At 65.4% G+C, this 21465-nt stretch carries 20 protein-coding genes and 1 tRNA gene; 15 read left to right on the forward strand and 6 right to left on the reverse strand.

Features of this window, described 5'->3' with window-relative positions; translation table 11 throughout:
• Nucleotides 1–122: 122 nt before the first annotated feature.
• Nucleotides 123–758 carry a glutathione S-transferase N-terminal domain-containing protein gene (locus DCO49_RS08055; protein ID WP_116863595.1) on the forward strand — a complete coding sequence of 212 codons (636 nt, stop codon included), beginning with the start codon at nucleotides 123–125 and terminating at the stop codon, nucleotides 756–758.
• Between the two features lie 85 nt (nucleotides 759–843).
• Nucleotides 844–1311: a ClpXP protease specificity-enhancing factor gene (locus tag DCO49_RS08060; protein ID WP_108768388.1), complete on the forward strand. Its 468-nt coding sequence runs from the start codon at nucleotides 844–846 to the stop codon at nucleotides 1309–1311.
• A 72-nt stretch (nucleotides 1312–1383) separates the two neighbouring features.
• Here the strand turns inward: DCO49_RS08060 and DCO49_RS08065 are convergent, their stop codons facing one another.
• From DCO49_RS08065 to DCO49_RS08080, 4 genes are all read right to left on the reverse strand, one after another.
• Nucleotides 1384–1734, reverse strand: coding sequence for a DUF3301 domain-containing protein (locus DCO49_RS08065; protein WP_108768389.1), 351 nt, complete (start codon nucleotides 1732–1734; stop codon nucleotides 1384–1386).
• 68 nt (nucleotides 1735–1802) lie between these two features.
• Nucleotides 1803–2741, reverse strand: coding sequence for a DUF2272 domain-containing protein (locus DCO49_RS08070; protein WP_116863596.1), 939 nt, complete (start codon nucleotides 2739–2741; stop codon nucleotides 1803–1805).
• Between the two features lie 124 nt (nucleotides 2742–2865).
• Nucleotides 2866–3720 (reverse strand): carboxylating nicotinate-nucleotide diphosphorylase, encoded by an 855-nt coding sequence (gene nadC, locus DCO49_RS08075; protein WP_116863597.1) that lies wholly within the window; start codon nucleotides 3718–3720, stop codon nucleotides 2866–2868.
• Nucleotides 3717–3986, reverse strand: a complete 270-nt coding sequence (locus DCO49_RS08080; protein ID WP_108746345.1) for a Trm112 family protein — start codon at nucleotides 3984–3986, stop codon at nucleotides 3717–3719. The genes nadC and DCO49_RS08080 overlap by 4 nt, the downstream gene beginning before the upstream one ends.
• Nucleotides 3987–4044: 58 nt before the next feature.
• Here DCO49_RS08080 and purE point away from each other — a divergent pair, with 58 nt between their 5' ends.
• Together purE and DCO49_RS08090 are read left to right on the forward strand one after the other, a co-directional pair.
• A complete protein-coding gene (gene purE / locus DCO49_RS08085; protein WP_079221357.1) occupies nucleotides 4045–4548 on the forward strand; it encodes a 5-(carboxyamino)imidazole ribonucleotide mutase in 504 nt (167 codons plus the stop codon).
• On the forward strand, nucleotides 4545–5693 hold the full coding sequence (locus tag DCO49_RS08090) for a 5-(carboxyamino)imidazole ribonucleotide synthase (protein ID WP_116863598.1): 1149 nt from the start codon (nucleotides 4545–4547) through the stop codon (nucleotides 5691–5693). Before purE ends, DCO49_RS08090 begins: the two co-directional genes overlap by 4 nt.
• 107 nt (nucleotides 5694–5800) lie before the next feature.
• Here DCO49_RS08090 and DCO49_RS08095 read toward each other — a convergent pair whose 3' ends face one another.
• Nucleotides 5801–6379 (reverse strand): Fe-Mn family superoxide dismutase, encoded by a 579-nt coding sequence (locus DCO49_RS08095; RefSeq protein ID WP_116863616.1) that lies wholly within the window; start codon nucleotides 6377–6379, stop codon nucleotides 5801–5803.
• A 120-nt stretch (nucleotides 6380–6499) separates the two neighbouring features.
• Between DCO49_RS08095 and grxD the strand changes: the two genes are divergently transcribed.
• From grxD to DCO49_RS08150, 11 genes are all read left to right on the forward strand, one after another.
• A complete protein-coding gene (grxD, locus tag DCO49_RS08100; protein ID WP_079221360.1) occupies nucleotides 6500–6820 on the forward strand; it encodes a Grx4 family monothiol glutaredoxin in 321 nt (106 codons plus the stop codon).
• Nucleotides 6817–7593: an SDR family NAD(P)-dependent oxidoreductase gene (locus DCO49_RS08105; protein ID WP_116863599.1), complete on the forward strand. Its 777-nt coding sequence runs from the start codon at nucleotides 6817–6819 to the stop codon at nucleotides 7591–7593. The genes grxD and DCO49_RS08105 overlap by 4 nt, the downstream gene beginning before the upstream one ends.
• A gap of 247 nt (nucleotides 7594–7840) precedes the next feature.
• Entirely contained in the window at nucleotides 7841–11035 is a 3195-nt protein-coding gene (locus DCO49_RS08110; RefSeq protein WP_116863600.1) for a carboxypeptidase regulatory-like domain-containing protein, read from the forward strand.
• Between the two features lie 251 nt (nucleotides 11036–11286).
• Nucleotides 11287–12675: a nucleotide 5'-monophosphate nucleosidase PpnN gene (gene ppnN, locus DCO49_RS08115; protein WP_079221363.1), complete on the forward strand. Its 1389-nt coding sequence runs from the start codon at nucleotides 11287–11289 to the stop codon at nucleotides 12673–12675.
• A gap of 236 nt (nucleotides 12676–12911) precedes the next feature.
• Nucleotides 12912–13430 carry a Tfp pilus assembly protein FimT/FimU gene (locus DCO49_RS08120; protein WP_116863601.1) on the forward strand — a complete coding sequence of 173 codons (519 nt, stop codon included), beginning with the start codon at nucleotides 12912–12914 and terminating at the stop codon, nucleotides 13428–13430.
• Nucleotides 13427–13897, forward strand: coding sequence for a type IV pilus modification protein PilV (pilV, locus tag DCO49_RS08125; protein WP_116863602.1), 471 nt, complete (start codon nucleotides 13427–13429; stop codon nucleotides 13895–13897). Before DCO49_RS08120 ends, pilV begins: the two co-directional genes overlap by 4 nt.
• A gap of 26 nt (nucleotides 13898–13923) precedes the next feature.
• Nucleotides 13924–15096 carry a PilW family protein gene (locus DCO49_RS08130; RefSeq protein WP_116863603.1) on the forward strand — a complete coding sequence of 391 codons (1173 nt, stop codon included), beginning with the start codon at nucleotides 13924–13926 and terminating at the stop codon, nucleotides 15094–15096.
• Between the two features lie 7 nt (nucleotides 15097–15103).
• Entirely contained in the window at nucleotides 15104–15586 is a 483-nt protein-coding gene (locus tag DCO49_RS08135; protein WP_116863604.1) for a PilX N-terminal domain-containing pilus assembly protein, read from the forward strand.
• Entirely contained in the window at nucleotides 15583–20256 is a 4674-nt protein-coding gene (locus DCO49_RS08140) for a PilC/PilY family type IV pilus protein (protein ID WP_116863605.1), read from the forward strand. The genes DCO49_RS08135 and DCO49_RS08140 overlap by 4 nt, the downstream gene beginning before the upstream one ends.
• A gap of 22 nt (nucleotides 20257–20278) precedes the next feature.
• Nucleotides 20279–20692, forward strand: a complete 414-nt coding sequence (locus tag DCO49_RS08145) for a type IV pilin protein (protein ID WP_116863606.1) — start codon at nucleotides 20279–20281, stop codon at nucleotides 20690–20692.
• A 49-nt stretch (nucleotides 20693–20741) separates the two neighbouring features.
• Nucleotides 20742–20818 (forward strand) — tRNA-Asn (locus DCO49_RS08150).
• Between the two features lie 56 nt (nucleotides 20819–20874).
• On the opposite strand, the gene DCO49_RS08155 is transcribed toward DCO49_RS08150, so the two are convergent.
• Entirely contained in the window at nucleotides 20875–21354 is a 480-nt protein-coding gene (locus DCO49_RS08155; RefSeq protein WP_243402693.1) for a GspH/FimT family pseudopilin, read from the reverse strand.
• Between the last annotated feature and the right edge of the window lie 111 nt (nucleotides 21355–21465).

Genomic DNA, 21465 nt, shown 5'->3' on the forward strand with positions numbered 1-21465 from the left:
CACGACGCAAAGCCTATTGGCTTTTGTGATGCTCGGTTGCACACTCGGGGAGGAGTCGACCGCCAGCACGGTGCTGGCGGCGCCGATGCGGCAGGCGGTCTCCTGTCGTAGGAGAGCCTTTGATGGCGGCGAGCGTACGCATGCGCAATACACTGACGCTGTTTTCCTCGAACGATGATGTCCTGTGCCACCGGGTCCGCCTGGTTCTGGCGGCCAAAGGGGTCAGCTATGACTCTGTTCCTGTCGATCCGCAGAACCCGCCTGAAGATCTGATCGACCTCAATCCCTACCACTCGGTGCCGACCCTGGTCGAGCGCGAGCTGGTGCTGTACGCCGCCTCGGTGGTCAGCGAGTACCTCGACGAGCGCTACCCGCATCCGCCGCTGATGCCGGTCGATCCGCTCTCGCGTGCGCGCATCCGCCTGGCCATGCTGCGCATCGAGCACGACTGGGTGCCGCAGGTGCAGGCCATCCAGCTGGGCAACAAGACCCAGGCCGAAGCCGGTCGCAAAAGGCTGAAGGAACTGCTGACCGCCTCGCTGCCGCTGTTCAAGGCCAGCAAGTTCTTCCTCAACCCGGAAATGAGCCTGGCTGACTGCGCGATGGCGCCGATCATCTGGCGGCTGCAGTCGCTGGACGTGCCGCTGCCCAAGGATGGCAAGGCCATCGAGGATTACGGTAATCGCATCTTCCGCCACCCCGGTTTCGTCCGCAGCCTGACCGAGCAGGAAAAGAAGCTGCGCGACCTGCCGGTCTGAGTCTGGCGGGCGCATTCCGTCTGCATGCTCACCGGCGTGCAGGTGATCCGCCCCGGCAGGGGCGTCGGGCGCGTACACTTCACGCATGACCGACGACTTCTTCCACATGACCAGCCACCGCCCGTACCTGCTGCGGGCGCTGGTGGAATGGATCAACGACAACCAGCTGACCCCGCACATCCTGGTCGATGCCGGCGTTCCCGGCGTCCAGGTGCCGCCTTCGGCGGTGAAGGATGGCCGCGTGGTGCTCAACATCGCCGAGCGCGCGGTGGTGCAGTTGATGATCAACAACGAGATGGTGAGCTTCTCGGCCCGCTTCTCCGGTACCAGCTATCCGGTGCAGGTGCCGATCAGTGCGGTGCTGGCCGTGTACGCGCGCGAGACCGGGCAGGGCATGGCGCTGCCGGACGATATTCCGGGCACCGAACCGGCACCGACCAGCGACGAGCTGCTGCACGAAGGCGAGACCCCGTCGGATGACACGCCGCCGGACGACCGCCCACCGACCACGCCGCCGCCGAAGGGCCGCCCGACACTGCGCGTTGTGAAGTAACGGTAGGTGCCGACCGTTGGTCGGCACACTGCTGCCGCTGCGCTCGCCGGGCATGGCCCGGCGCTACCAGGTTCAGACGTCCTCTGCGTCTTCCACATCCGCGCGGATCTGGCTGATCCGCGCCGCACCCGGGCCGGTGAACGACACCAGCTGGTCGCCGCGCAGCACCATGCGGCCGACGTGGCGATCGATGCCGTCGTAGGAATACTCGAACTTGAAGGTGCGCTCGAAGCCGAGCCGCCCATCCTCGCCGCGCGACAGGCGCATGCCGGTGGCATGCACCGCCTGGTCCAGCCACTGCACGTCGGCGGCGCGGCAGGCGTTGCGGCCGAGTTCGATGGCACGTTCGGCGGCGGAACGCGCGGCATTCCAGAAGAAGTAGACGATGCCGCCGGCAATCAGCAGCAACAACAGGGTAGGCATGGCGTCACGCGTGCAGGGTCGATCCCGCCAAGATGGCGGCGAACGCGCAGCGGATCAAGCCACACTGCTCATTGTCCGTTCGTAGCTGGTGCAACCGGCGGCGGTGCCACGCGCGAAGCGGGGGCCGTCAGCTGCAGCAGTGCCGCCCAGTCCTGGCGGTTGAAACTGCATTCGTCCTCGCGGCCGGGCGTGCAGCTGGGGTCGATGCCGGTGCTGCTGCGATCGCGTGCGGGCGGCAGCTGGATCAGGCCCGTGCGGTCCAGCTGCAGCAGGCGCATGGCCACGGTGTTCATCACGTTGCCGCCCACCAGGTACAGGGTCTGGTCGCCGCCGAGGTTGGCCGCCACCACGACTTCGCAATGCGATTTCCAGTGGCCGACCGAGCCGTTGCCCAGCGCCTTCACCAGCCCGCTGTAGCTCAGCGTGCTGCTGCGGTCGCGCAGGAAGCACAGCAGGTCGCCCGGTGCAGGCTTGGCCGTGGCCGGATCCGCCAGCCGGTACGGCACGCCGGAAGGCCCTGCCTGGTAGGCGGCGCGGATGTAGTCGATATGCCGCGGCGAAGTGGTGAAGCCCGGCACGCCGGCGCGGGTCATCACCCAGGAAATGAACGCAGCCGACCACGGGTTGTCAACCAGGAAGGCGCGGCAGTCGCTGTCGGTGTAGCGCGTGCCCAGTGGCGCCAGGCAGCTGCTGGCGCCGGGAATGCTGCCCATCGCGTTGAGCGTGCCGCTGTCGCGCCAGTAGCTGGCTACGCGCTGCCAGGCGATCAGGCCGTTGTCGGCCAGGTTCTCGTTCTCCGCTTCGGTGACGCTGAGGCTGGCCGCGCGCCCCTCGCGGTCGATGAAGGGGCGGTACCAGAGCCGGTGTTCGTTGCAGGCGGCATTGCGGATGGAGATCGCCAGCGGACTGAGGCCGAAGCGGGGTGGCACGTCGCAGGCTTCGGCGGCGGCGGCTGACAGCGGCGCGGCGGCCAGCAGCAGGCAGGCAGGCAAGAGCATCCGGCGCATGCGCGGCTCCTGTGGGGGATGGCCGCAGCGTCGCAGAGGCAGGCGTAGCCGAATCGTGAAAGCCTCCGGGCCGGTAGCGCCGGGCCATGCCCGGCGAGCGAAGCGGTGGCGCCCGGATCCGCCCTCAGCCCGGCGGCGGCCCCAGCTTCAGCGACAGGTCGATGGCCTGCACGTGCTTGGTCAGGCCGCCGATGGAAATGCAGTCCACGCCGTCCTCGGCAATCGCCCGCAATCCCTCCAGACCAACACTGCCGGAGACTTCCAGCGGAATGCGGCCGGCGGTGATGCGCACGGCCTCGCGGCGCAGCGCGGCATCGAAGTCGTCCAGAAGGATGCGCTCGCAGCCGGCATCCAGTGCCTGCTGCAGCTGCTCCAGGTCTTCCACCTCCACCACCAGCGGCAACGACGGCCACTGCTGGCGCGCGGCAGCCACCGCAGCCGGCAGCGAGCCGGCGGCGCGGATGTGGTTTTCCTTCAGCATCACCGTGTCGTACAGGCCGAAGCGGTGGTTGTCACCGCCGCCGCAGCGCACCGCGTACTTCTGCGCCAGGCGCAGGCCGGGCAGGGTCTTGCGGGTATCGAGGATGCGCGTGTCGGTGCCGGCCACGGCGGCCACGTAGCGGGCGGTGGTGGTAGCGGTGCCGGACAGGGTCTGCAGGAAATTCAGCGAGGTGCGCTCGGCGCTGACCAGGCTGCGGCTGCGCCCGTGGAGCAGGGCCAGCACGGTGCCGGCGGCGACGCGGTCGCCCTCGGCCACGCGCCATTCGATGCGGACGTCCGGGTCGAGCGCCCGATGGGTGGCGTCGAACCAGGGGCGGCCGGCGATCACCGCATCATCCTGCTTGCACAGCAGGTAGGCGCTGTCGGCCTGGTCGGGCAGCAGGGCGGCGGTGACGTCACCGCTGCCCAGGTCCTCGGCCAACGCGCGGGCGACATCGGCCGCGACGAGGGCCGCATCCGGCGTCGGCAGGGCGGTCATGCGGCGGGGAAGTCGGCGATCTGCGCGGTCGGGATGGCCTCTTCGGCCAGCAGCACCGGAATGCCGTCGTCGACCCGGAACACCTGCTTGCGGTCGCGGGTGACCAGCGCCTCGCGCAGCGGCTGGGCCAGCGGGTTGCCGTCGGCCTTGTTGACCGAACCGGCAGAAATAGCCTTGTTGAGGGCTTCCAGGCCCTTGCCATCCAGCAGGGACAGGGGCTGGCGGGTGTCCGGCGACACCAGCAGGTCAAGCAGCTTGCGATCCATGGTTCTTCGTCTTGCGTGGAAGACGGCTAGAATACGTCTTTAAGGCAGGTGACGGCCAATGACCCCCAACCCGATCGCGCCGCTTGTCGGCATCGTCATGGGTTCCCGCTCCGACTGGGAAACCATGCAGCACGCCGCCCAGAAGCTTGAAGCCCTGGGTGTTCCGTTCGAAGTGAAGGTGGTCTCCGCCCACCGCACCCCGGACGTATTGTTCAGCTATGCAGAAGAGGCGGGCCCGCGCGGCCTGCGCGCGATCATCGCCGGTGCCGGCGGGGCAGCGCACCTGCCCGGCATGATCGCCGCCAAGACCGCCGTGCCGGTGCTGGGCGTGCCGGTGCAGTCCAAGGCCCTCAACGGCATGGATTCGCTGCTGTCGATCGTGCAGATGCCGGCCGGCATCCCGGTCGCCACCTTCGCCATCGGCAATGCTGGTGCGTCCAACGCGGCGCTGTTTGCCGCGGCGATGCTGGCCAGCGACCAGCCGGCCATCGGCCAGGCGCTGGAGGCCTTCCGCACCCGCCAGACCGAAGATGTCATGGCTCACGACGATCCGCGCCAATGAGCCTGACCGTCGGCATCCTGGGCGGCGGACAGCTCGCCCGCATGATGGTCCTGGCCGGCGCGCCGCTGGGGCTGCGCTTCGAGCTGTACGACCCGGCGGCCGACGCCTGCAGCGGCCCGCTGGCGCAGCTCACCGTGGCCGCGTTCGATGATCGCAAGGCCCTGGCCGAGTTTGCCGCCAAGGTCGATGTGGTCACCTTCGATTTCGAGAACGTTCCGGCCGACAGTGCGCAGTGGCTGGCCGACCAGGTGCCGGTCTACCCGCCGCCGTCGGCGCTTGCCGTCGCGCAGGACCGGCTGAGCGAGAAGACCCTGTTCCAGCAGCTGGGCATTCCGCTGCCGGCCTTCGCCGATATCCGCAGCCGTGACGAGCTGGCCGCGAAGGTCGCCGAATTCGGCCTGCCGTGCATCCTCAAGACCCGCCGCCTCGGCTATGACGGCAAGGGGCAGTTCCGCCTGCGCAGCGAGGCCGACATCGGCGCCGCCTGGGACGCCCTCGGCGCCCAGGTCGAGCGCACCGGCCTGATCCTGGAGGGCTTTGTCGCCTTCCAGCGCGAAGTGAGCGTGGTCGCCGTGCGCGGCCGTGATGGCAGCTTCCAGGCCTGGCCGGTCACCGGCAACTGGCATGTGGATGGCGTGCTGTCGGCCAGCGTGGCCCCGGCCGTGCTGTCGGATACCGAGCATGAGGCGGCGATTGGTTACGCGCGCCGCGTGGCCGAACACCTGGGCTACGTGGGCGTGTTCGCGCTGGAGCTGTTCTGCCGCGATGGCGAGCTGCTGGCCAACGAGATGGCGCCGCGCGTGCACAACTCCGGTCACTGGACCATCGAAGGCAGCGAGACCTCGCAGTTCGAGAACCACCTGCGGGCCGTGCTGGGCCTGCCGCTGGGCAGCACCCGCATGCTCGGCCATGCCTGCATGCTGAACTGGCTGGGCGCGATGCCCGATGCGGCGCCGGTGCTGGGCCAGGCCAGTGGCCATTGGCATGACTATGGCAAGCAGCCGCGCGACGGCCGCAAGGTCGGCCATGCCACCCTGCGTGACGATGATGCCGATGCGTTGGCCGATGCGCTGGTACAGGTCGGCCTGGAGCTGGACCGCCAGGACCAGGTGGCGCCAGCGGTGCACGCGCTGCGCAACCGCTGAATCGGCTGGTGCCGGCCGCCGGCCGGCATTGCCCACCAAGGTGGGCATCTACCAGAGCCGCGCAAAGCCGGTAGCGCCGGGCCATGCCCGGCGGGTGTCTGTCCACCTCAGCGCAGCTGGCTCTCGGCGAATTCCCAGTTGACCAGCTGCCAGAACCCTTCCAGATAGCGCGTGCGCTCATTCTGGTAGTCGGTGTAATACGCGTGTTCCCACACATCGCAGCACAGCAGCGGGGTGCTCTCGCCAGTCAGCGGCGTGCCTGCGTTGCGGGTCGCCTGGATGCCGAGCTGGCCGCCAGGGTGCTGCACCAGCCAGACCCAGCCCGAGCCGAACAGCCCCAGCGCGGCGCGGTTGAACTCCTCGCGCAGGCGCTGGCCATCGCCGAACTGGCGCTTGATGAGCTCACCCAGCCGGCCCTGCGGCTCGCCGCCACCACGCGGGCGCAGGCACTGCCAGTAGAAACCGTGGTTCCAGGCCTGGGCGGCCGCATCGAACAGCGTGCCCTGGGCCTGGCGGACGATCTCTTCCAGCGGCGCTTCTTCCCATTCGGTACCGACGATGGCGGCATTGACCGCATCCACGTAGGCGCGATGATGGCGGCCGTAGTGCAGTTCCACGGTCTGCGCGGACAGGTGCGGCTGCAGGGAGCCGGAAAGGTAGGGCAGGGCAGGCAATTCGACGGGCATGGACAGGTTCGTGGCCAGGGGGACGGCGGCAGCCGGTTCCATCGGCTTACAATGGTGGCTACCGTGGGCAGTCTAGCCGACCACTGCGGTCGGTTTGTCCGGCGAAGCAAGGAGTGAGGTGTGGCGGTAATGCAGCAAATCCAGGCCGAGGTGGATCGTTACCCGCTCGTGCTGTTCATGAAGGGCACCCCGCAATACCCGATGTGCGGCTTTTCCAGCCGTGCCGTGCAGGCGTTGATGGCCGCCGGCGCCGTCGCCCTGCGCACGGTCAACGTGCTGGAGGAACCGGAGATCCGCGCCAACCTGCCGCGCTTCTCCAACCTGCCGACGTTCCCGCAGCTGTTCATCAACGGGGAGTTGATCGGCGGCTGTGACATCGTCATGGAGCTGTTCGAAGCCGGCGAGCTCAAGCGCATCGTCGAAGAGGCCACCCAGGGATGAGTGCTTGGCCATCGACGTCAGCGACCGATACGGCGCTCGATGGCCGTCCCCTGCAGGATCGCGTGGTCGTCATCGCCGGTGCCGGTGGCGGGCTGGGCAGTGCCGCGGCCGTGGCCGCTGCCGAAGCCGGGGCCACCGTGGTGCTGATGGGCCGCAAGCCGCGCCGGCTGGACCGGGTCTACGCCCAGGTGCAGGCCGTGGGTCCCGAGCCCCTGCTGTATCCGCTGGACCTGGAAGGTGCCGGCCCCGATGACTATGCCGAACTGGCCCAGGCCCTGCAGCGTGAGCTGGGGCGGCTGGACGGCCTGCTGGTCTGTGCCGCGCATTTTCCCGGCCTGACCCCCTTCGAGCTGGCCGACCCGGCCAGTTTCGCCCGCGCCGTGCACGTCACCCTGACCGCCCCGGCGTGGCTGGCCCAGGCCTGCCTGCCGCTGCTGAAACAGCGCGAAGATGCGGCGATGGTGTTCGCTGTCGATGCCCCGGAAAGGGTGGGGCAGGCCTACTGGGGCGGCTATGGCGTGGCCCAGCACGGACTGCGGGGGCTGATTGCCAGCCTGCACGATGAATTGGGCCGTACCCCCGTCCGGGTAAGTGGCCTGTATCCGGGCCCATTGCGCACCGCCCTGCGGGCTCGCGCCTATTCAGTTGACCAGGATCCTGCTGCCCAAGGCCCGGAAAAGCCCGCCGCTGCGGCCGTAGCGCTGCTTTCGACGGCGGGCGCCCCGTGGCGCGGGCAGGTACTTGACGCAAGTAGCGCTACCGCCGCCGGTTAACTGGACGAAAAGACGGAATGAAGGTTCCGTCACGATCGAGTTGCGATCCCGTGCCGTTTGTCGCACAACCGTCACATTGCAGGCGTAGCGTGTTAATCTAGTGTTAACCGTTGCGGCAGCTGCCGTTCACGGTAGGGAACCCCAGATAAATGTCCAGTCAGCCGCCCGCAAGGCTGGTTGGATGCGCTTTTTTTCCGCCATCGCCAACTCGCATCGAGGCTACCGAAAAATGACCCACCCACTCCGGATGTCCAAGCTTACCCTTGGTCTCGTGGCTGCACTCGCCGCCGCCCCCGCCTTCGCCCAGAGCACCTCTGCCGGTGTCGGCGGCCAGGTGATCTCCCGCGCGGGCCAGCCCGTCGCCGGCGCCGAAGTCACCATCACCCACACCGAGTCGGGCACCGTTTCGCGTGCCACCACCGATGCGGCCGGTCGTTACAACGCCCGCGGCCTGCGCGTGGGTGGTCCGTACTCGATCACCATCACCAAGCCGGGTGAAGGCACCAAGACCGAAGATGGCGTCTACCTGGGCGTGAACCAGACCGGCACCATCAACGCCACCCTGTCCGGCGACCTGGCTGCTGCCACCAACCTGGACACCGTGCAGGTCACCGCCGTCGGCGGCGGCTCGGAAGTGTTCAGCGCCACCAAGATGGGCTCGGGCACCAACCTCAGCCAGCAGCAGATCGAAGTTGCGCCGTCCATCGGCGGCAACATCCAGGATCTGATGCGCCTTGACCCGCGCGTGACCTTCATCGACCGCGCCTCGGGCTCGATCTCGGCCGGTGGCCAGAACCCGCGCTTCAACTCGATCAACATCGACGGCGTCTCGGCCAGCGACACCTTCGGCCTGGAAGGCAACAACATGCCGACCCGCCGCCAGCCGGTCGCGATGGAAGCCATCGAAGCGCTGGACATCAACCTGTCCAACTACGACGTCAGCATCGCTGCCGCCGCCGGTGCCACCGTCAATGCGGTGACCAAGTCCGGTACCAATGATTTCCACGGTTCGGTCTACGGCACTTACCGTGACGGCGACTGGTTCGGTGACAACCCGGAAGGCCAGCCGTTCAAGGGCTTCACCAAGGAAGAAACCTACGGCATGACCGTGGGTGGCCCGATCGTCAAGGACAAGCTGTTCTTCTTCGCCAACTACGAGAAGTTCAAGCAGGCCGCACCGGGCGCAGACCTGAGCGGCACCGCGCTGGGCAAGGCCAACCCGCAGTTCACCCTGGCCGACGTGACCCGCGCGCAGCAGATCGCCCAGGGCTACGGCATCAACGCCGGTGGCCTGGAAAGCAACGGCGACACCGAGATGGAAGAGTACGCGCTGAAGCTCGACTGGAACATCAGCGACAACCACCGCGCCAACTTCCGTTACAGCAAGATCGACCAGAGCAAGCTGCGCATCAACGGCATGAGCACCAGCACGGCCTCGCTGAGCTCGTACTGGTACCAGCATGACAAGACCAACGAGAGCTACGTCGCCCAGCTGTTCAGTGACTGGTCCGACAACTTCTCGACCGAGTTGAAGGCTTCGTACCGCGAGTACTCGGCGATCCGCAACGTGCCCACCGACGCGCCGAGCATCCGCATCTATTTCCAGGGCAGCGAGACTGCGCCGACGGGTGACTCGCTGTACCTCGGTACCGAAGTCAATTCGCAGAACAACATCCTGCAGACCAAGGCATGGAACTACTACGCCGCCGCCACCTGGACCCTGGGTGACCACGACGTCAAGTTCGGTGCGTCGTACGACACCAACGACATCTACAACTATTTCGGTGCCAACTCGTGGGGTGCCTACACCTTCTACGGCCTGGATAATTTCGCCGCTGGCCGCTGGAGCAGCTACAACTACAACCCGGAACGCACCCCGGGCTCGATTCCGGCTGACTACAAGTTCAGCAACCTGGCCCTGTTCGTGCAGGACACCTGGTATGTCAACAGCAACCTGACGCTGACCATGGGCGTGCGTGCCGACCGTGCCGACACCAGCCCGGCCCCGGCCTACAACGCCGCGGCGTCGGCCTTCTTCGGCAACGACAACAGCAAGGTCCTGAGCAACAAGTTCCTGGTCCAGCCGCGCTTCGGCTTCAACTACACCTTCGACACCGAGCGTCCGACCCAGCTGCGCGGCGGCGTGGGCCTGTTCCAGGGTGATGCCCCGCAGGTGTGGTTGAGCAACAGCTACTCGGCGACCGGCTTCAACAACTCGGTCTATTCCTACACCCGCAACGACCCGACGCTGCAGTTCAGCCCGAACAAGGACGGCCAGCCGGTCCCGACCACCCCGGGTTCGAACCGCCAGAACGTCAACTTCGTCGGCAGTGACTTCAACATGCCGTCGGTCTACAAGGCCAACCTGGCCTTCGATCACGAGCTGCCGTGGAATGGCATCGTGGCATCGGCCGAACTGCTGGTCACCAAGGTCAAGGACGCGCTGTACTACAAGAACCTGAACCTGGGGCCGGTGCAGCAGGTGGGTCCGGATGGCCGTGATCTGTACTACGCGACCGCGCGCAACAACTTCCTGTGGATCAACGACGACGCACGCGCCGGCCGTAACCGCGCCTACGACTCGGTGTACGAAATTGCCAACACCGACAAGGGCCGCACTTCGCAGTTCACCGCGTCGCTGAGCAAGCCGTGGTCGGAAGGCAGCGACTGGTCCTGGAACCTGGGCTACACCTACACCGACGCGACCGAAGTCGGTTCGCTGACCAGCTCCACCGCCAGCTCGGGCTGGGGCTACCAGTACGCCTTCAACGCCAATAGCGAAACCGAGAACACCTCGCGCTACCAGATCCGTGACCGCGTGTCGGGCTCGCTGAACTGGAAGCACAAGTTCTTCGGCGATTACGAAACCAAGATCGGTCTGGTGTACGAAGGCCGTAGTGGCCGTCCGTACAGCTACGTCTTCGTGAACGATGCCAACGGCGACAGCCGCTCGGCGAACGACCTGTTCTACGTGCCGAAGGCGGGTGAAGTGCTGTTCGGTGACGTCGACCGGGTCACCGGCAAGTTCACCCCGAATGCGGCGATGGAGAAGTCGTTCTACGAATGGCTGGCTGCCAACCCGCAGCTGGCGAAGTACGCAGGCAGCTATGCTCCGGCCAACGGTTTCCGTACCGGCTGGATCAACACCTTCGATATCCGTGTCAGCCAGCAGCTGCCGGGCTTCATGAAGGGCCACAAGTCGGAAGTGTGGATCGACATCCAGAACGTCGGCAACATGCTGAACAAGAAGTGGGGCAACATCTACGACTACGGCTTCTTTGCTGATGCCCGCGTCGCAACCCTGCAGGGCATCCAGGACGGCAAGTACGTGTACAACTTCCGCAATGCGGATGCCCCGGTCGTGGCCAACAACGACGCAGACGGCTTCGACGTCGGCGTGTCGCAGTGGTCGGTGCAGCTGGGCTTCCGCTATCAGTTCTGATGAACTGACGGAGTTGCTGCACACGGAAACGGCCGGGGAAACCCGGCCGTTTTCCGTTCAGGCGAAAGTCCTTGCGGGCGTGCTGGCGGGGGCGTAGCATCCCCTCTCGTGCGCGGCGCACTACGCCGCCTGGCGGTCCCGGAACGGCGAACGCGGGCAGCACCTATCCAACGGTCGGGTTTCCCGGCCGTTTTGCTTTTTAAGGGGGCGGCAGTACAGTCGGAAACCTTGAAGGAAGCGAAAAGTTGGATATGACGACGAACGAAAAGGCAGCCCGCGCGCTGCCGGTGCAGGATGCGCGGATCTACCCGCGCGGTGGGTTGGATGTGCTGTCGCGGGCCGAGGTCGCGCGCCTGCGCGATGCCTCCGGTGGCGGCATGCACGAGCTGCTGCGCCGCTGCGCGCTGGCGGTGCTGACCAGTGGCAGTGCCTCGGACGATCCGCGCGCGGCGCGTGATCTCTACCCTGATTTCGACATCCAGGTGGCGCAGCAGGATCGCGGCGTGCGCATCGACCTGGTCAACGCCCCGGCGATGGCCTTCGTCGACGGCGAGATCATCCGCGGCGTGGCCGAGCTGCTGTTCGCAGTGGTCCGCGACCTGGCCTACATGGCCATCGAGATGGGCCCGGCCTACGCGGCCGAGCTGGAGTCTTCGGAAGGCATCACCAACGCGGTGTTCGGCCTGCTGCGCAACGCGCGCATCCTCAACCCGGGCGACCCTAACCTGGTGGTCTGCTGGGGCGGCCACTCGATCGGCCGCGACGAGTACCTGTACACCAAACAGGTCGGTTACGAGCTGGGCCTGCGTGGCCTGGACATCTGCACCGGCTGCGGCCCGGGCGCGATGAAGGGCCCGATGAAGGGCGCCACGATCGCCCATGCCAAGCAGCGCAAGACGGTCACCCGCTACATCGGCCTGACCGAGCCGGGCATCATTGCCGCCGAGTCGCCGAACCCGATCGTCAACCACCTGGTCATCATGCCGGACATCGAGAAGCGCCTTGAGGCCTTCGTCCGCATCGGCCACGGCATCATCGTGTTCGCCGGCGGCGTCGGCACGGCCGAAGAGATCCTGTACCTGCTCGGGATCCTGCTGCGCGAGGAGAACAAGGACCTGCCGTTCCCGCTGATCCTGACCGGCCCGACCGTGGCCGCGCCGTACTTCGAGCAGATCGACCGGTTCATCCGCCTGACCCTGGGCGATGCCGCGGCCGAGCGTTACGAGATCATCATCGGTGACCCGGTGGCGGTGGCCCGCAAGATGGCCAGCGGCATCAAGCAGGTGCGCGAGCATCGCCTGGCGCAGAAGGATTCGTTCTTCTTCAACTGGTCCATCGAGATCCCGTGGGAGTACCAGCAGCCGTTCGTGCCGACCCACGAGGCGATGGCCGCGCTGGACCTGCACCACGGCCGCGCCCCGCATGCGCTGGCGGCCGACCTGCGCCGGGCGTTCTCCGGCATCGTGGCCGGCAACGTGAAGGAAGATGGCATGCGCCGCATCGAGGAGTTCGGGCCGTTCCAGATCCACGGCGACGCCGACATGATGCAGGCCCTGGACGCGCTGCTGCGCGCCTTCGTCGAACAGCGCCGGATGAAGATCTCCGGCGAATACCAGCCCTGCTACCAGGTGCTGGCCTGACCGACTGCCCGGGGTCGGATCCCCGAAGAGGCTCCGACCCCATCCAGGGGCCGCCAGCCGGGCCGCGCGGGGTCGGACCCCCGAAGGGGCTCCGACCCCATCCAAAGCCCGCGGGAAGGGCAGGGCACGTCAATGCTTTGACGCCCGTCGCCCCGTTCTGACCGTTCATCCTGCCGCCGCTTGCCGGCGGCACCCGGGTGCGCCATCGTGGCCACCAACACGCTGGGGAGCGTTCCATGTCACTGCGCCGGTCCACGGGCTTCACGCTGGTCGAGTTGATGGTCACGGTTGCCGTGCTGGCAATGCTGAGCACCATCGCGTATCCCAGTTTCCGCAGTACCATCCGCTCCAACCGGATGGCGACCACCAGCAATGAGCTGATGGGCGCCCTTGCCCTGGCGCGTTCGGAGGCCATCCGCGGAACCCGCGGTGGCGGGGTCTGTGCATCCAAGGCGGGGACTGCCTGTGATGGCAGCAGCTGGGCCGATGGCTGGATGGTCTGGAATGACACCAATGGAAATGGCAGCTTCGACAACGGCGAGGCGGTGCTGCGCTTTGCGGAGGCACGCAGCCAGATGCAGGGCGCCAGCGGCGAGGCCCTCAGCATCGCCTTCGATCCACGTGGCCGCAGCCGGGCTGCCGCAGTCCAGAACATCACCCTGCGGCCAACCGACTGCAGCGACACACCGCTGCAACGGCGCATGACCATTTCGCTCACCGGCCAGGTGCGGCTGCAGAAGGAAGCCTGCAAGTGAACCGTCGATCCTTCCCCCGCCACGTTACGCTCGGTCGCAGGCAGTCCGGCTTCACCCTGATCGAGGTGCTGATCGCGATCCTGGTGCTGGGTTTTGGCCTGCTCGGCTTTGCGCTGCTGCAGACCATGAATGTGCGTTACGTGCAGAGTGCCAACTTCCGCACGCAGGCGACCAACCTGAGCTATGAAATGCTCGATCAGATCCGCGCCAACAGAGTGGCGGCTCCAAAGTACGTCGGCAGCTATACCGCCACGACGACCAACTGCGCGCCGGTAACTGACACGCAGCTGGAACCTGCCACCTACATGACTGACTGGCGCTGCCGGCTGGGCAAGGCGTTGGGCGCCAACGCCACGGCGCAGATCGTGCGCAACGGCGCCCAGTACGAAGTTCGGGTCACCTGGGGCGATGAACGCTGGAAGGCCGACGCCACGGACCTCACTTTCACTGCGAGTACCCGCCTGTGAGCCGCACCCAATTCTCCGCACGGCGCATGCGCGGCATGTCGTTGATCGAACTGATGATTTCCCTGGTCATCGGTCTGATCATCATGCTGGCCGTGGTGCAGGTGTTCTCTGCGTCGCGTACCGCGTACCAGCTTTCCGAAGGCCTGGCACGTGTGCAGGAAAACAGCCGTTTCGCAATGGACACGCTGCAGCGCGAGATCCGCATGGCGGGGCATTTTGGTTGCGTGAACGACCAGGCGCATACGCTGCAGTCGCCAGGATCGCTCGTCTCGACGCTTGATGGCGCCAACAACCCCGTGCTGGACTTCACCCGCTCCATCCAGGGGTACGAGGCAACGGACACCCAGCCAGGCAAGCCGCTGACGATTTCCGCCACGCCTGGCACCGGCGGCACCGCCTACACGCCTGCGCTCCCCGATGCGATTGCCAACGCGCTGACGAACCGGGTCAATGGCAGCGACATCATCGCGCTGCGTTACCTCATGCCTGATGGTGTCCCGGTCACGTTGGTCGGGGGCACGGCGGACAAACCGGTCCTGAGTTTCAATGCGGCTCTGCTGCCTGTCGTGCGCAGCGGCATGAGTAATCCTGGTCTGTTCGGCGTTGCCGATTGCCTGTCGGCAACTGTGTTCCAGGCAAAAGCAGTGAACGCCACTGAGGCCAGCGTGAGTTTCGATGCGGGCAAGCTCAATGGGGGCCGCACGTTCACGCGAGGCTACACGGTCGGGCAGGCGATGCTGTACCGCGCGGAAAGTGCGGTGTATTACGTCGGGTACGACTCGACCACCAAGCAGAGCTCGTTGTACCGGGTGCGGTTCAGTGCTGTTCCAGATGGTGCTCTCATCGCATCCGCTCCAGAGCCGTTGGTGGAGGGTGTGGAAAACATGCAGCTGCTGTATGGGCAGGATCGCAACCTGTACACGACCACCGCGCCGTCGGGCTATATCGATCGCCAGGGCACGGCGGCTGCTGTACAGGGAACGCTGTCTGCCGATAACGCCACCAAGTCCTGGCGTCGTGTGGGTGTCGTGCAGATCGGCCTGTTGATGGCCAGCCCCGATCCCTCCGCCGTGCAGCAGGCCGATACCAATGCGTCGCTGGTATCAATGGGGGTCACCTACACCACGCCAACGGATGGGCGCATGCGTGCGGTCTATCAGACCAGCGTCGCACTTCGCAACCGCCTGTTCGGCAACTGAGGCCACCATGCGTACTCAACCCTTCCGGCACGCACCTCCCAGCGCCCAGCGCGGCGCGGTCCTGTACGTCGCGCTCATCATGCTCATCCTGCTGGCATTGATCGGTATCGCCGGCATGCAGGTGACCAGCATGCAGGAGCGCATGGCGTCCAACTATCTCCGCACCAACATGGCGTTCCAGAACGCCGAAGGCAACGCACGCCAGGTGGAGGCCCAGATAGAGACGGCGCTGGACAGTGAGAACGTCTTTCGGGCGAACCAGGAAGAGTGCAGCCCGACCTATGATCCGCTGACGTGGGCCAATGGCATCACCGCCACGTCGTCCAGCTATACCCGGCGCATCGACAAGTGCTTCGCAGCCTCCAGCCGCCGCATTGGCGAGCGGGCAAACGAAGAAACCGGAAACATCTACCAGGTCACTGCATTGTCCAGTGACCAGGCCACTGACGCCTCCGCCAGTGCTGTCATCGATACGGTCTTCATCCCATGAACAGTGATCGTCGCTTCCTTCGTCTGACCCCCACCACCTGGCTGCGTGCCGGTGTGGTCGTCACCGTGCTGGCGGGCGTGGCTGCGCTCACGATTCCGCTGCGGGCGGCCATCGGTGACTACGATATCGCGCAGGAGCCGCTGTACACCAAGCAGAGCCAGCCACCGCTGATGATGATGGTGATGTCACGCGACGAGCAGCTGTTCAACAAGGCGTACAGCGATTACAGCGATCTGGGCGGTGGGCCGAATGGTGAAGAGGACGGCATCCTCGATACGACCTACCTCGACACATTCGAGTATGGCGGCTATTTCGATTCCAAGCTTTGCTACGCCTACAACGGTGGTGTATTTAAGTACACAGCCAAGGCGGGTGGCACCAACGGCCATAGCTGCAGTGGCGCGTGGTCCGGCAACTTCATGAACTGGGTGACGATGAGTCGCCTGGACGTGATCCGCAGCGTGTTGTATGGCGGTCAGCGTTCCACCGACACCACCGACAAGACGGTGCTTGAGCGCGCCCCGATTCCCAGCGACCTGCATGCGTGGGTCAAGGTGTATCGTGGTAGCGACATCGGCAACTTCACGCCGCTGTCGACGGTGCCGACGTCGTTCTGCAACACGACGGTGCGTGGTGGTAGCGACCCGCTGATGCGCTATGCGGCCGGTAACTACACCGAATGGGCGGCGACCGAGAGTATCCAGTGCGATACCAATCGCGACAGCAATACGCCCGGCAGCGCGACGGATCGCATCGTGCGCATTGAGGTCTGTTCGGCGGACAACCCGAACAGGGAAGCTTACTGCCGCAAGTACAACAACGGCACCACCGATCGTTACAAGCCGGCGGGCCTGTTGCAGACCTATGGTGAGAGTGGCCGGCTGCGCTTTGGCCTGATCACCGGCACCTATGCCAATCCGCGCGATGGTGGTGTGCTCCGGCGCAACATCGGAAAGATCGCAGGCAACGGCACCTCGTTCTGCGCCGCTGGCGACGAGATCAATCTTTCCACCGGCCAGTTCTGTCCGTTCACAACTAACAGCAAGGTCAATGAAGGCATCATTAACACGCTCTCCAACTTCCGGATCGACCAGAATTGGAACGGCAATTGGAGCGACTGCAGCACCTACGGCATCTTCAACCGACATGATCAGGGGGGCAACGGCTATCTGGCTGACCCTGGCAACGATGTCGGCGGTTACAAGTGCAGTGCGTGGGGCAATCCGCTGGCTGAAATGTACGCCGAGGCGTTGCGTTACATTACGAAGGGGACCAAGCGCTATGGTGACACTGGAGATCTCAGCACCCTGCCTACCGGAGTGAGCTGGCTCGATCCCTATCGGGCGCCTGCAGACGGTGGCAATTCCTACTGCGCGTCCTGCAACATCCTGGTCCTGTCTTCCGGCCTGCCCTCGTTCGACAGCGACAATATCGGTACCGTAACCGGGCTGGCCACTGCAACGGCTGCCACCGATGCGATCGGCGTGGCCGAGGGCATCGTCAACAACACCTGGATGGCGGGGCGCGTAGGCGATACGGCGCGTTATGCGTCGCTGAACACTCACGAGGATCTGTGCCAGGGTCGCAGCGTGACGGCCTTGAGCAAGGTTCGCGGTATCTGTCCCGACATTCCCTCGATGGAGGGCAGCTACATGATCGCCGGCCTGGCCAAGGCGGCGGCTGAAACCGATCTGCGGCCGACCGGCATCACCGGCAAGCCGTCCAGTTACAAGCTGACGGCGAAGACCTATACGGTGGCCATGGCAGAGAATCTGCCGAAGTTCGAAGTCTCCATCGGCGGCAAGAAGATCGGCCTGGCGCCGCTGTGCCAGGCCAACAACACCGGTAACGCGCAGATTACCGATTCCGGGTGGCGCAGCTGCTTCCTGGGCTCGGTCGGGCTGGGCACCAAGACCGCAAACGCCAACGGCGGCAACATTACCTACGGCTGGCCGTACCGCCCCGATGGTACGTCGGGCAGCTTCTCCCTGGTGTGGGAGGATTCTCTGTGGGGCAATGACCACGACAGCGACGTGGTGTCGATGATGACCTACTGCGTGGGTGCGGCCTGCAACACGACGCCGACCGGCAGCCAGGACATCTGCTGGCGTGCCGATCCGGACAAGAGCCTTGCGGCTGCTGATGTTGGCAAGACGGCGACCAGCGCCAACAGGCTCTGCAGGTCTTCAGGCGGCGAGGGCACCACGCTGGTCAATCGTGTTGCCGACGATGAAATGCTGATCCGCGTGGAGACGCTGTCTGCCTACGCGGGCAACGGCATGCTGACCGGCTACACGATTACCGGTTCCAACGCGTTGACGCCGGTACAGCGCCTGGTGCGTCGCCCGAACCAGAATGGTTCGGTGCTGACGGCCACGAGCAACTACCCAAACCAGTGGCAGCGGCCGATCGTCATCAAGTACAAGGCGTCGACCAATGTCGCTGGCCAGCTGGAGAGCCCGCTATGGTACGCCGCGAAGTACGGCGTGCCGGCCGGTGGCAAGGCCTGGGACAGCAAGGTCGAAGGTGTGCCGGACAACTACTTCCTGGCCCGCAACCCGACCAAGCTGAAGCAGGCGCTGGAAGAGATCTTCGACAGCGCAGCGGAGGGTGATGCGCCGGTCGGCGGCTCCGGTACGGGTGCACGCATCACCGCCGGTTCGTTCACGGTGGCCTCGCACTTCCGGGTGCCGGTCGGTACCAACGACTGGACGGGTGACGTGATCGCGACGCGCGTGGGTACCAGCGGTACCGACGGTGCGGAGCTGTGGAAGGCATCCAACCGGATCGCTTCGTCGACCCGTCGCATTTTCATGGCGACCGATACCACCACGACCAATGCGACGACAGGCGCTGTCACAGCTGTGAAGGTCGCGGATTTCCAGGCGGCCAACGTGCCGGGTGCGGATCTCGCAGCGAAGGCCACGACCATGGGGCTGAGCACGAAGCCGAACTGGTACGCCGGCAAGTCGCCGACCGATCTGGTGAGTTACCTGCGCGGTTCACCCATCAGTGGCTTCCGTGCACGAACCTCGATCCTCGGCGACATCGTCAATTCCACCACCGAGGTCGTATCGAACCGTGATGACTACGGTTACACCAGCTGGGCTTCGGGCGCCACGACCTGGAAGCAGACGCTGGGTGCTTCCTACGGCACCTACCTGGCCGCCAAGCGTGCCAACAGCGGCCCGCCGACCATGGTCTATGTCGGCGCCAATGACGGCATGTTGCATGGTTTCAATGCGTCGGATACGGCTGCGGCCGGTAACGAGGAGCTTGCGTTCATTCCGTCGACGGCACTGCAGCACATTGCCGAACTGGCCAACCCCGACTATGGGCATCGCTATTATGTCGATGGCCCCTTGACCTCGTCGGATGTTTACGACGGCACCGGCTGGCGTACCGTGCTGGTCGGTACCACCGGCGGCGGTGGATCTACCCGTGCCCCCAGCGCTGCATCGGTGGGCAACGGGTCTGTGTTTGGTCTGGACATCGCCAACCCCACCTCCTTTGGTGCCAGCAATGTGCTCTGGGAGATCTCCGGCAAGACCGAGTCCGATCTTGGCTTCGTGCTGGGCAAGCCCGTGATCGTGCCGGTCACCGGTACCAGTGCTGGTGGTCAGCCTCGCTTCGTAGCCCTGTTTGGCAATGGTGTGAACTCCACCAGCGGGCGGCCGGTCCTCTATGTGGTCGATGTCATCACCGGCAAACTGTTGCGCAAGATCAGTCCTTCCGACAATGCCTATACCTACCGCAATGGTCTGATCAACATCGCGCCCATCGCCCTGCAGAACAACGATGGCATCACCGATACGGTGTACGGCGGCGACATGCAGGGCAACCTGTGGAAGTTCGATCTGTCCGACACCAACATTGCCAACTGGAAGGTGGCGCTGGATGGCGTGCCATTGTTCACGGCGGTGCGCGACAGCAAGCCCCAGCCGATCATGAGCGGCCTGGAGGTCACCAGTGGCCCGGCCGGTGGCGTAAGCATCTACTTCGGTACCGGTCAGTACTTCGCCGCCGATGACAACGCGGTAAGCAGCAGTTCCCCGGTGCAGAGCCTGTATGGCATCTGGGACAACCTGAAGACGGTGGTGGGTGGCCGCACCAACCTGCAGCAGCAGACGCTCAGCACCACCTCTGCATCGTCGGGATATTCCGGGCGCGCAGTGAGCAATACCAGCTTCTCCTACGGCACGCTGCGTGGCTGGTACGTTGACCTGGTGTTGGGGAATTCGGTGGAAGGCGAGCGCTTCGTCGGCAATCCGAACATCCAGAACGGCACCGTGTTCTTCACCAGTTACGTGCCGGGTACCGCGATCTGCGGCAGTGGCGGCGGCGTCAACTGGCTGTACGGCTTGAACCTGCTTTCCGGTGGCGGTGCGATGAGCGGGTTGAGCCCGACCATTGGTGGTTCGCCGGTGTGTACGGGCAACTGCGGTGCGGTGGCGCTGAACAAGGGCGGTGCGCCGACGCAGGGGCCGCCGGTGAAGGACACCAGTATCTTTGTTCCCAAGCTGGCATCCTGTGATCCGACGGTTTCCAGTTGTACGGTGGACAAGCTGCTGGAGGCGGAAGCCTGCACTTTCGTGCTGCGTGCACCCGGCGCCGATGCCATGTACATGCCGCGCCCCTGTGGTCGCCAGTCCTGGCGCCAGATCCGTTGACGAGGCTCCCTGAGTGAATCGCATGAAGAACACATCCCTGTCGCGAGCGTTTGGTGGATTCACGCTGATCGAGCTGATGATCACGGTAGCGGTGGTGGCGATCCTTGCCGCTATCGCGATCCCGTCCTACAGCGAATACGTGTTGCGTTCGCGTCGGGCGCAGGCCAAGGCCGATCTGGTGGAAGTCGCCCAGCAGCTGGAGCGTTTCCATACCGTGCAGAACACGTACGCCGGGATGACGCTGCCGTTCACCCAGTCGCCGCGCGATGGTACGTCGCGCTATACGATCTCATTGAGTGGGAATGCCACCGCTTCCACGTTCACCCTGCAGGCGGTGCCCGGCACCGGCCAGGACAAGGACAAGTGCGGCACCCTGACCTTGGACCAGGCGGGGCGGAAGACGCCGAACGCGGCAACGGTCGCTGGCTGCTGGTAGCAACAAGGTGTTGCATCCCCTGCAATGACCGTCTAAAATGCGCCTCCCCGCCCGAATAGCTCAGCCGGTTAGAGCACTTGACTGTTAATCAGGGGGTCGTTGGTTCGAGTCCAACTTCGGGCGCCAGATTCGAAAAAGCCGCGAGAAATCGCGGCTTTTTTCGTTGTCGTCCTGCTGTCGTCTCAGCAGTCGACGGGTGATCGGGCGCGCTCACTGCGTACCCGGCCGGTCACGTTGATGACCACGCGGCTGTGCTCGCGCCCTTCCACGCACAGCACAAGGGACTGGTTGGTGCCTGCATTGCGCCCGTCCGGCAGGAACTGCACATGAGGGCGGTGCTGGCTGGATTGGACCCTGATGCCGCCCGGTTGTCGGTCGCGCACATGCACGACCTTGCCCGGTGCTGCTGCTCCCCACGGTGAGTCTTCCGTACGCACCAGCCAGCCGAGGCTCCATTCCTGGCTGCAGGACATGCCGTCGAGCGAGCCACAGACGGTGACCCGCCTGCGCTGGGTCACCGCCGTGGAGCGCGCCAGCACCAGGCTGCCGGTGAGCTCGGCGCGCAGGGTGTCGGCGCGCAGGCGTGCAACCAGGCGCTGCCAGGGGCCCCATGCGAGCGTGAGCAGGACGGCCAGCAGCATGACCACCAGGAGTAGTTCCATCAGCTGGAACCCCGGCGCGGGGCGGGGCAGGTGAGTCAGGGAGGGGCGGTGTTTCATTGCTTCAGACTGAACGTCGCCCTGCCATGCCGACCATCGGCCGAGCACGCATCG

It is taken from the genome of Stenotrophomonas sp. SPM, assembly GCF_003105135.1.
Taxonomy (GTDB): domain Bacteria; phylum Pseudomonadota; class Gammaproteobacteria; order Xanthomonadales; family Xanthomonadaceae; genus Stenotrophomonas.

Coding starts and splice junctions, on each gene's coding strand:
- DCO49_RS08135 (WP_116863604.1), top strand. CDS start 15,104: ATGCGTACTCAACCCTTCCGGCACGCACCTCCCAGCGCCCAGCGCGGC.
- DCO49_RS08105 (WP_116863599.1), top strand. CDS start 6,817: ATGAGTGCTTGGCCATCGACGTCAGCGACCGATACGGCGCTCGATGGC.
- nadC (WP_116863597.1), bottom strand. CDS start 3,720: ATGACCGCCCTGCCGACGCCGGATGCGGCCCTCGTCGCGGCCGATGTC.
- DCO49_RS08070 (WP_116863596.1), bottom strand. CDS start 2,741: ATGCGCCGGATGCTCTTGCCTGCCTGCCTGCTGCTGGCCGCCGCGCCG.
- DCO49_RS08110 (WP_116863600.1), top strand. CDS start 7,841: ATGTCCAAGCTTACCCTTGGTCTCGTGGCTGCACTCGCCGCCGCCCCC.
- DCO49_RS08155 (WP_243402693.1), bottom strand. CDS start 21,354: ATGGAACTACTCCTGGTGGTCATGCTGCTGGCCGTCCTGCTCACGCTC.
- ppnN (WP_079221363.1), top strand. CDS start 11,287: ATGACGACGAACGAAAAGGCAGCCCGCGCGCTGCCGGTGCAGGATGCG.
- DCO49_RS08065 (WP_108768389.1), bottom strand. CDS start 1,734: ATGCCTACCCTGTTGTTGCTGCTGATTGCCGGCGGCATCGTCTACTTC.
- DCO49_RS08095 (WP_116863616.1), bottom strand. CDS start 6,379: ATGCCCGTCGAATTGCCTGCCCTGCCCTACCTTTCCGGCTCCCTGCAG.
- DCO49_RS08130 (WP_116863603.1), top strand. CDS start 13,924: ATGCGCGGCATGTCGTTGATCGAACTGATGATTTCCCTGGTCATCGGT.
- DCO49_RS08140 (WP_116863605.1), top strand. CDS start 15,583: ATGAACAGTGATCGTCGCTTCCTTCGTCTGACCCCCACCACCTGGCTG.
- DCO49_RS08080 (WP_108746345.1), bottom strand. CDS start 3,986: ATGGATCGCAAGCTGCTTGACCTGCTGGTGTCGCCGGACACCCGCCAG.
- DCO49_RS08090 (WP_116863598.1), top strand. CDS start 4,545: ATGAGCCTGACCGTCGGCATCCTGGGCGGCGGACAGCTCGCCCGCATG.
- DCO49_RS08145 (WP_116863606.1), top strand. CDS start 20,279: ATGAAGAACACATCCCTGTCGCGAGCGTTTGGTGGATTCACGCTGATC.
- DCO49_RS08060 (WP_108768388.1), top strand. CDS start 844: ATGACCGACGACTTCTTCCACATGACCAGCCACCGCCCGTACCTGCTG.
- DCO49_RS08055 (WP_116863595.1), top strand. CDS start 123: ATGGCGGCGAGCGTACGCATGCGCAATACACTGACGCTGTTTTCCTCG.
- purE (WP_079221357.1), top strand. CDS start 4,045: ATGACCCCCAACCCGATCGCGCCGCTTGTCGGCATCGTCATGGGTTCC.
- DCO49_RS08120 (WP_116863601.1), top strand. CDS start 12,912: ATGTCACTGCGCCGGTCCACGGGCTTCACGCTGGTCGAGTTGATGGTC.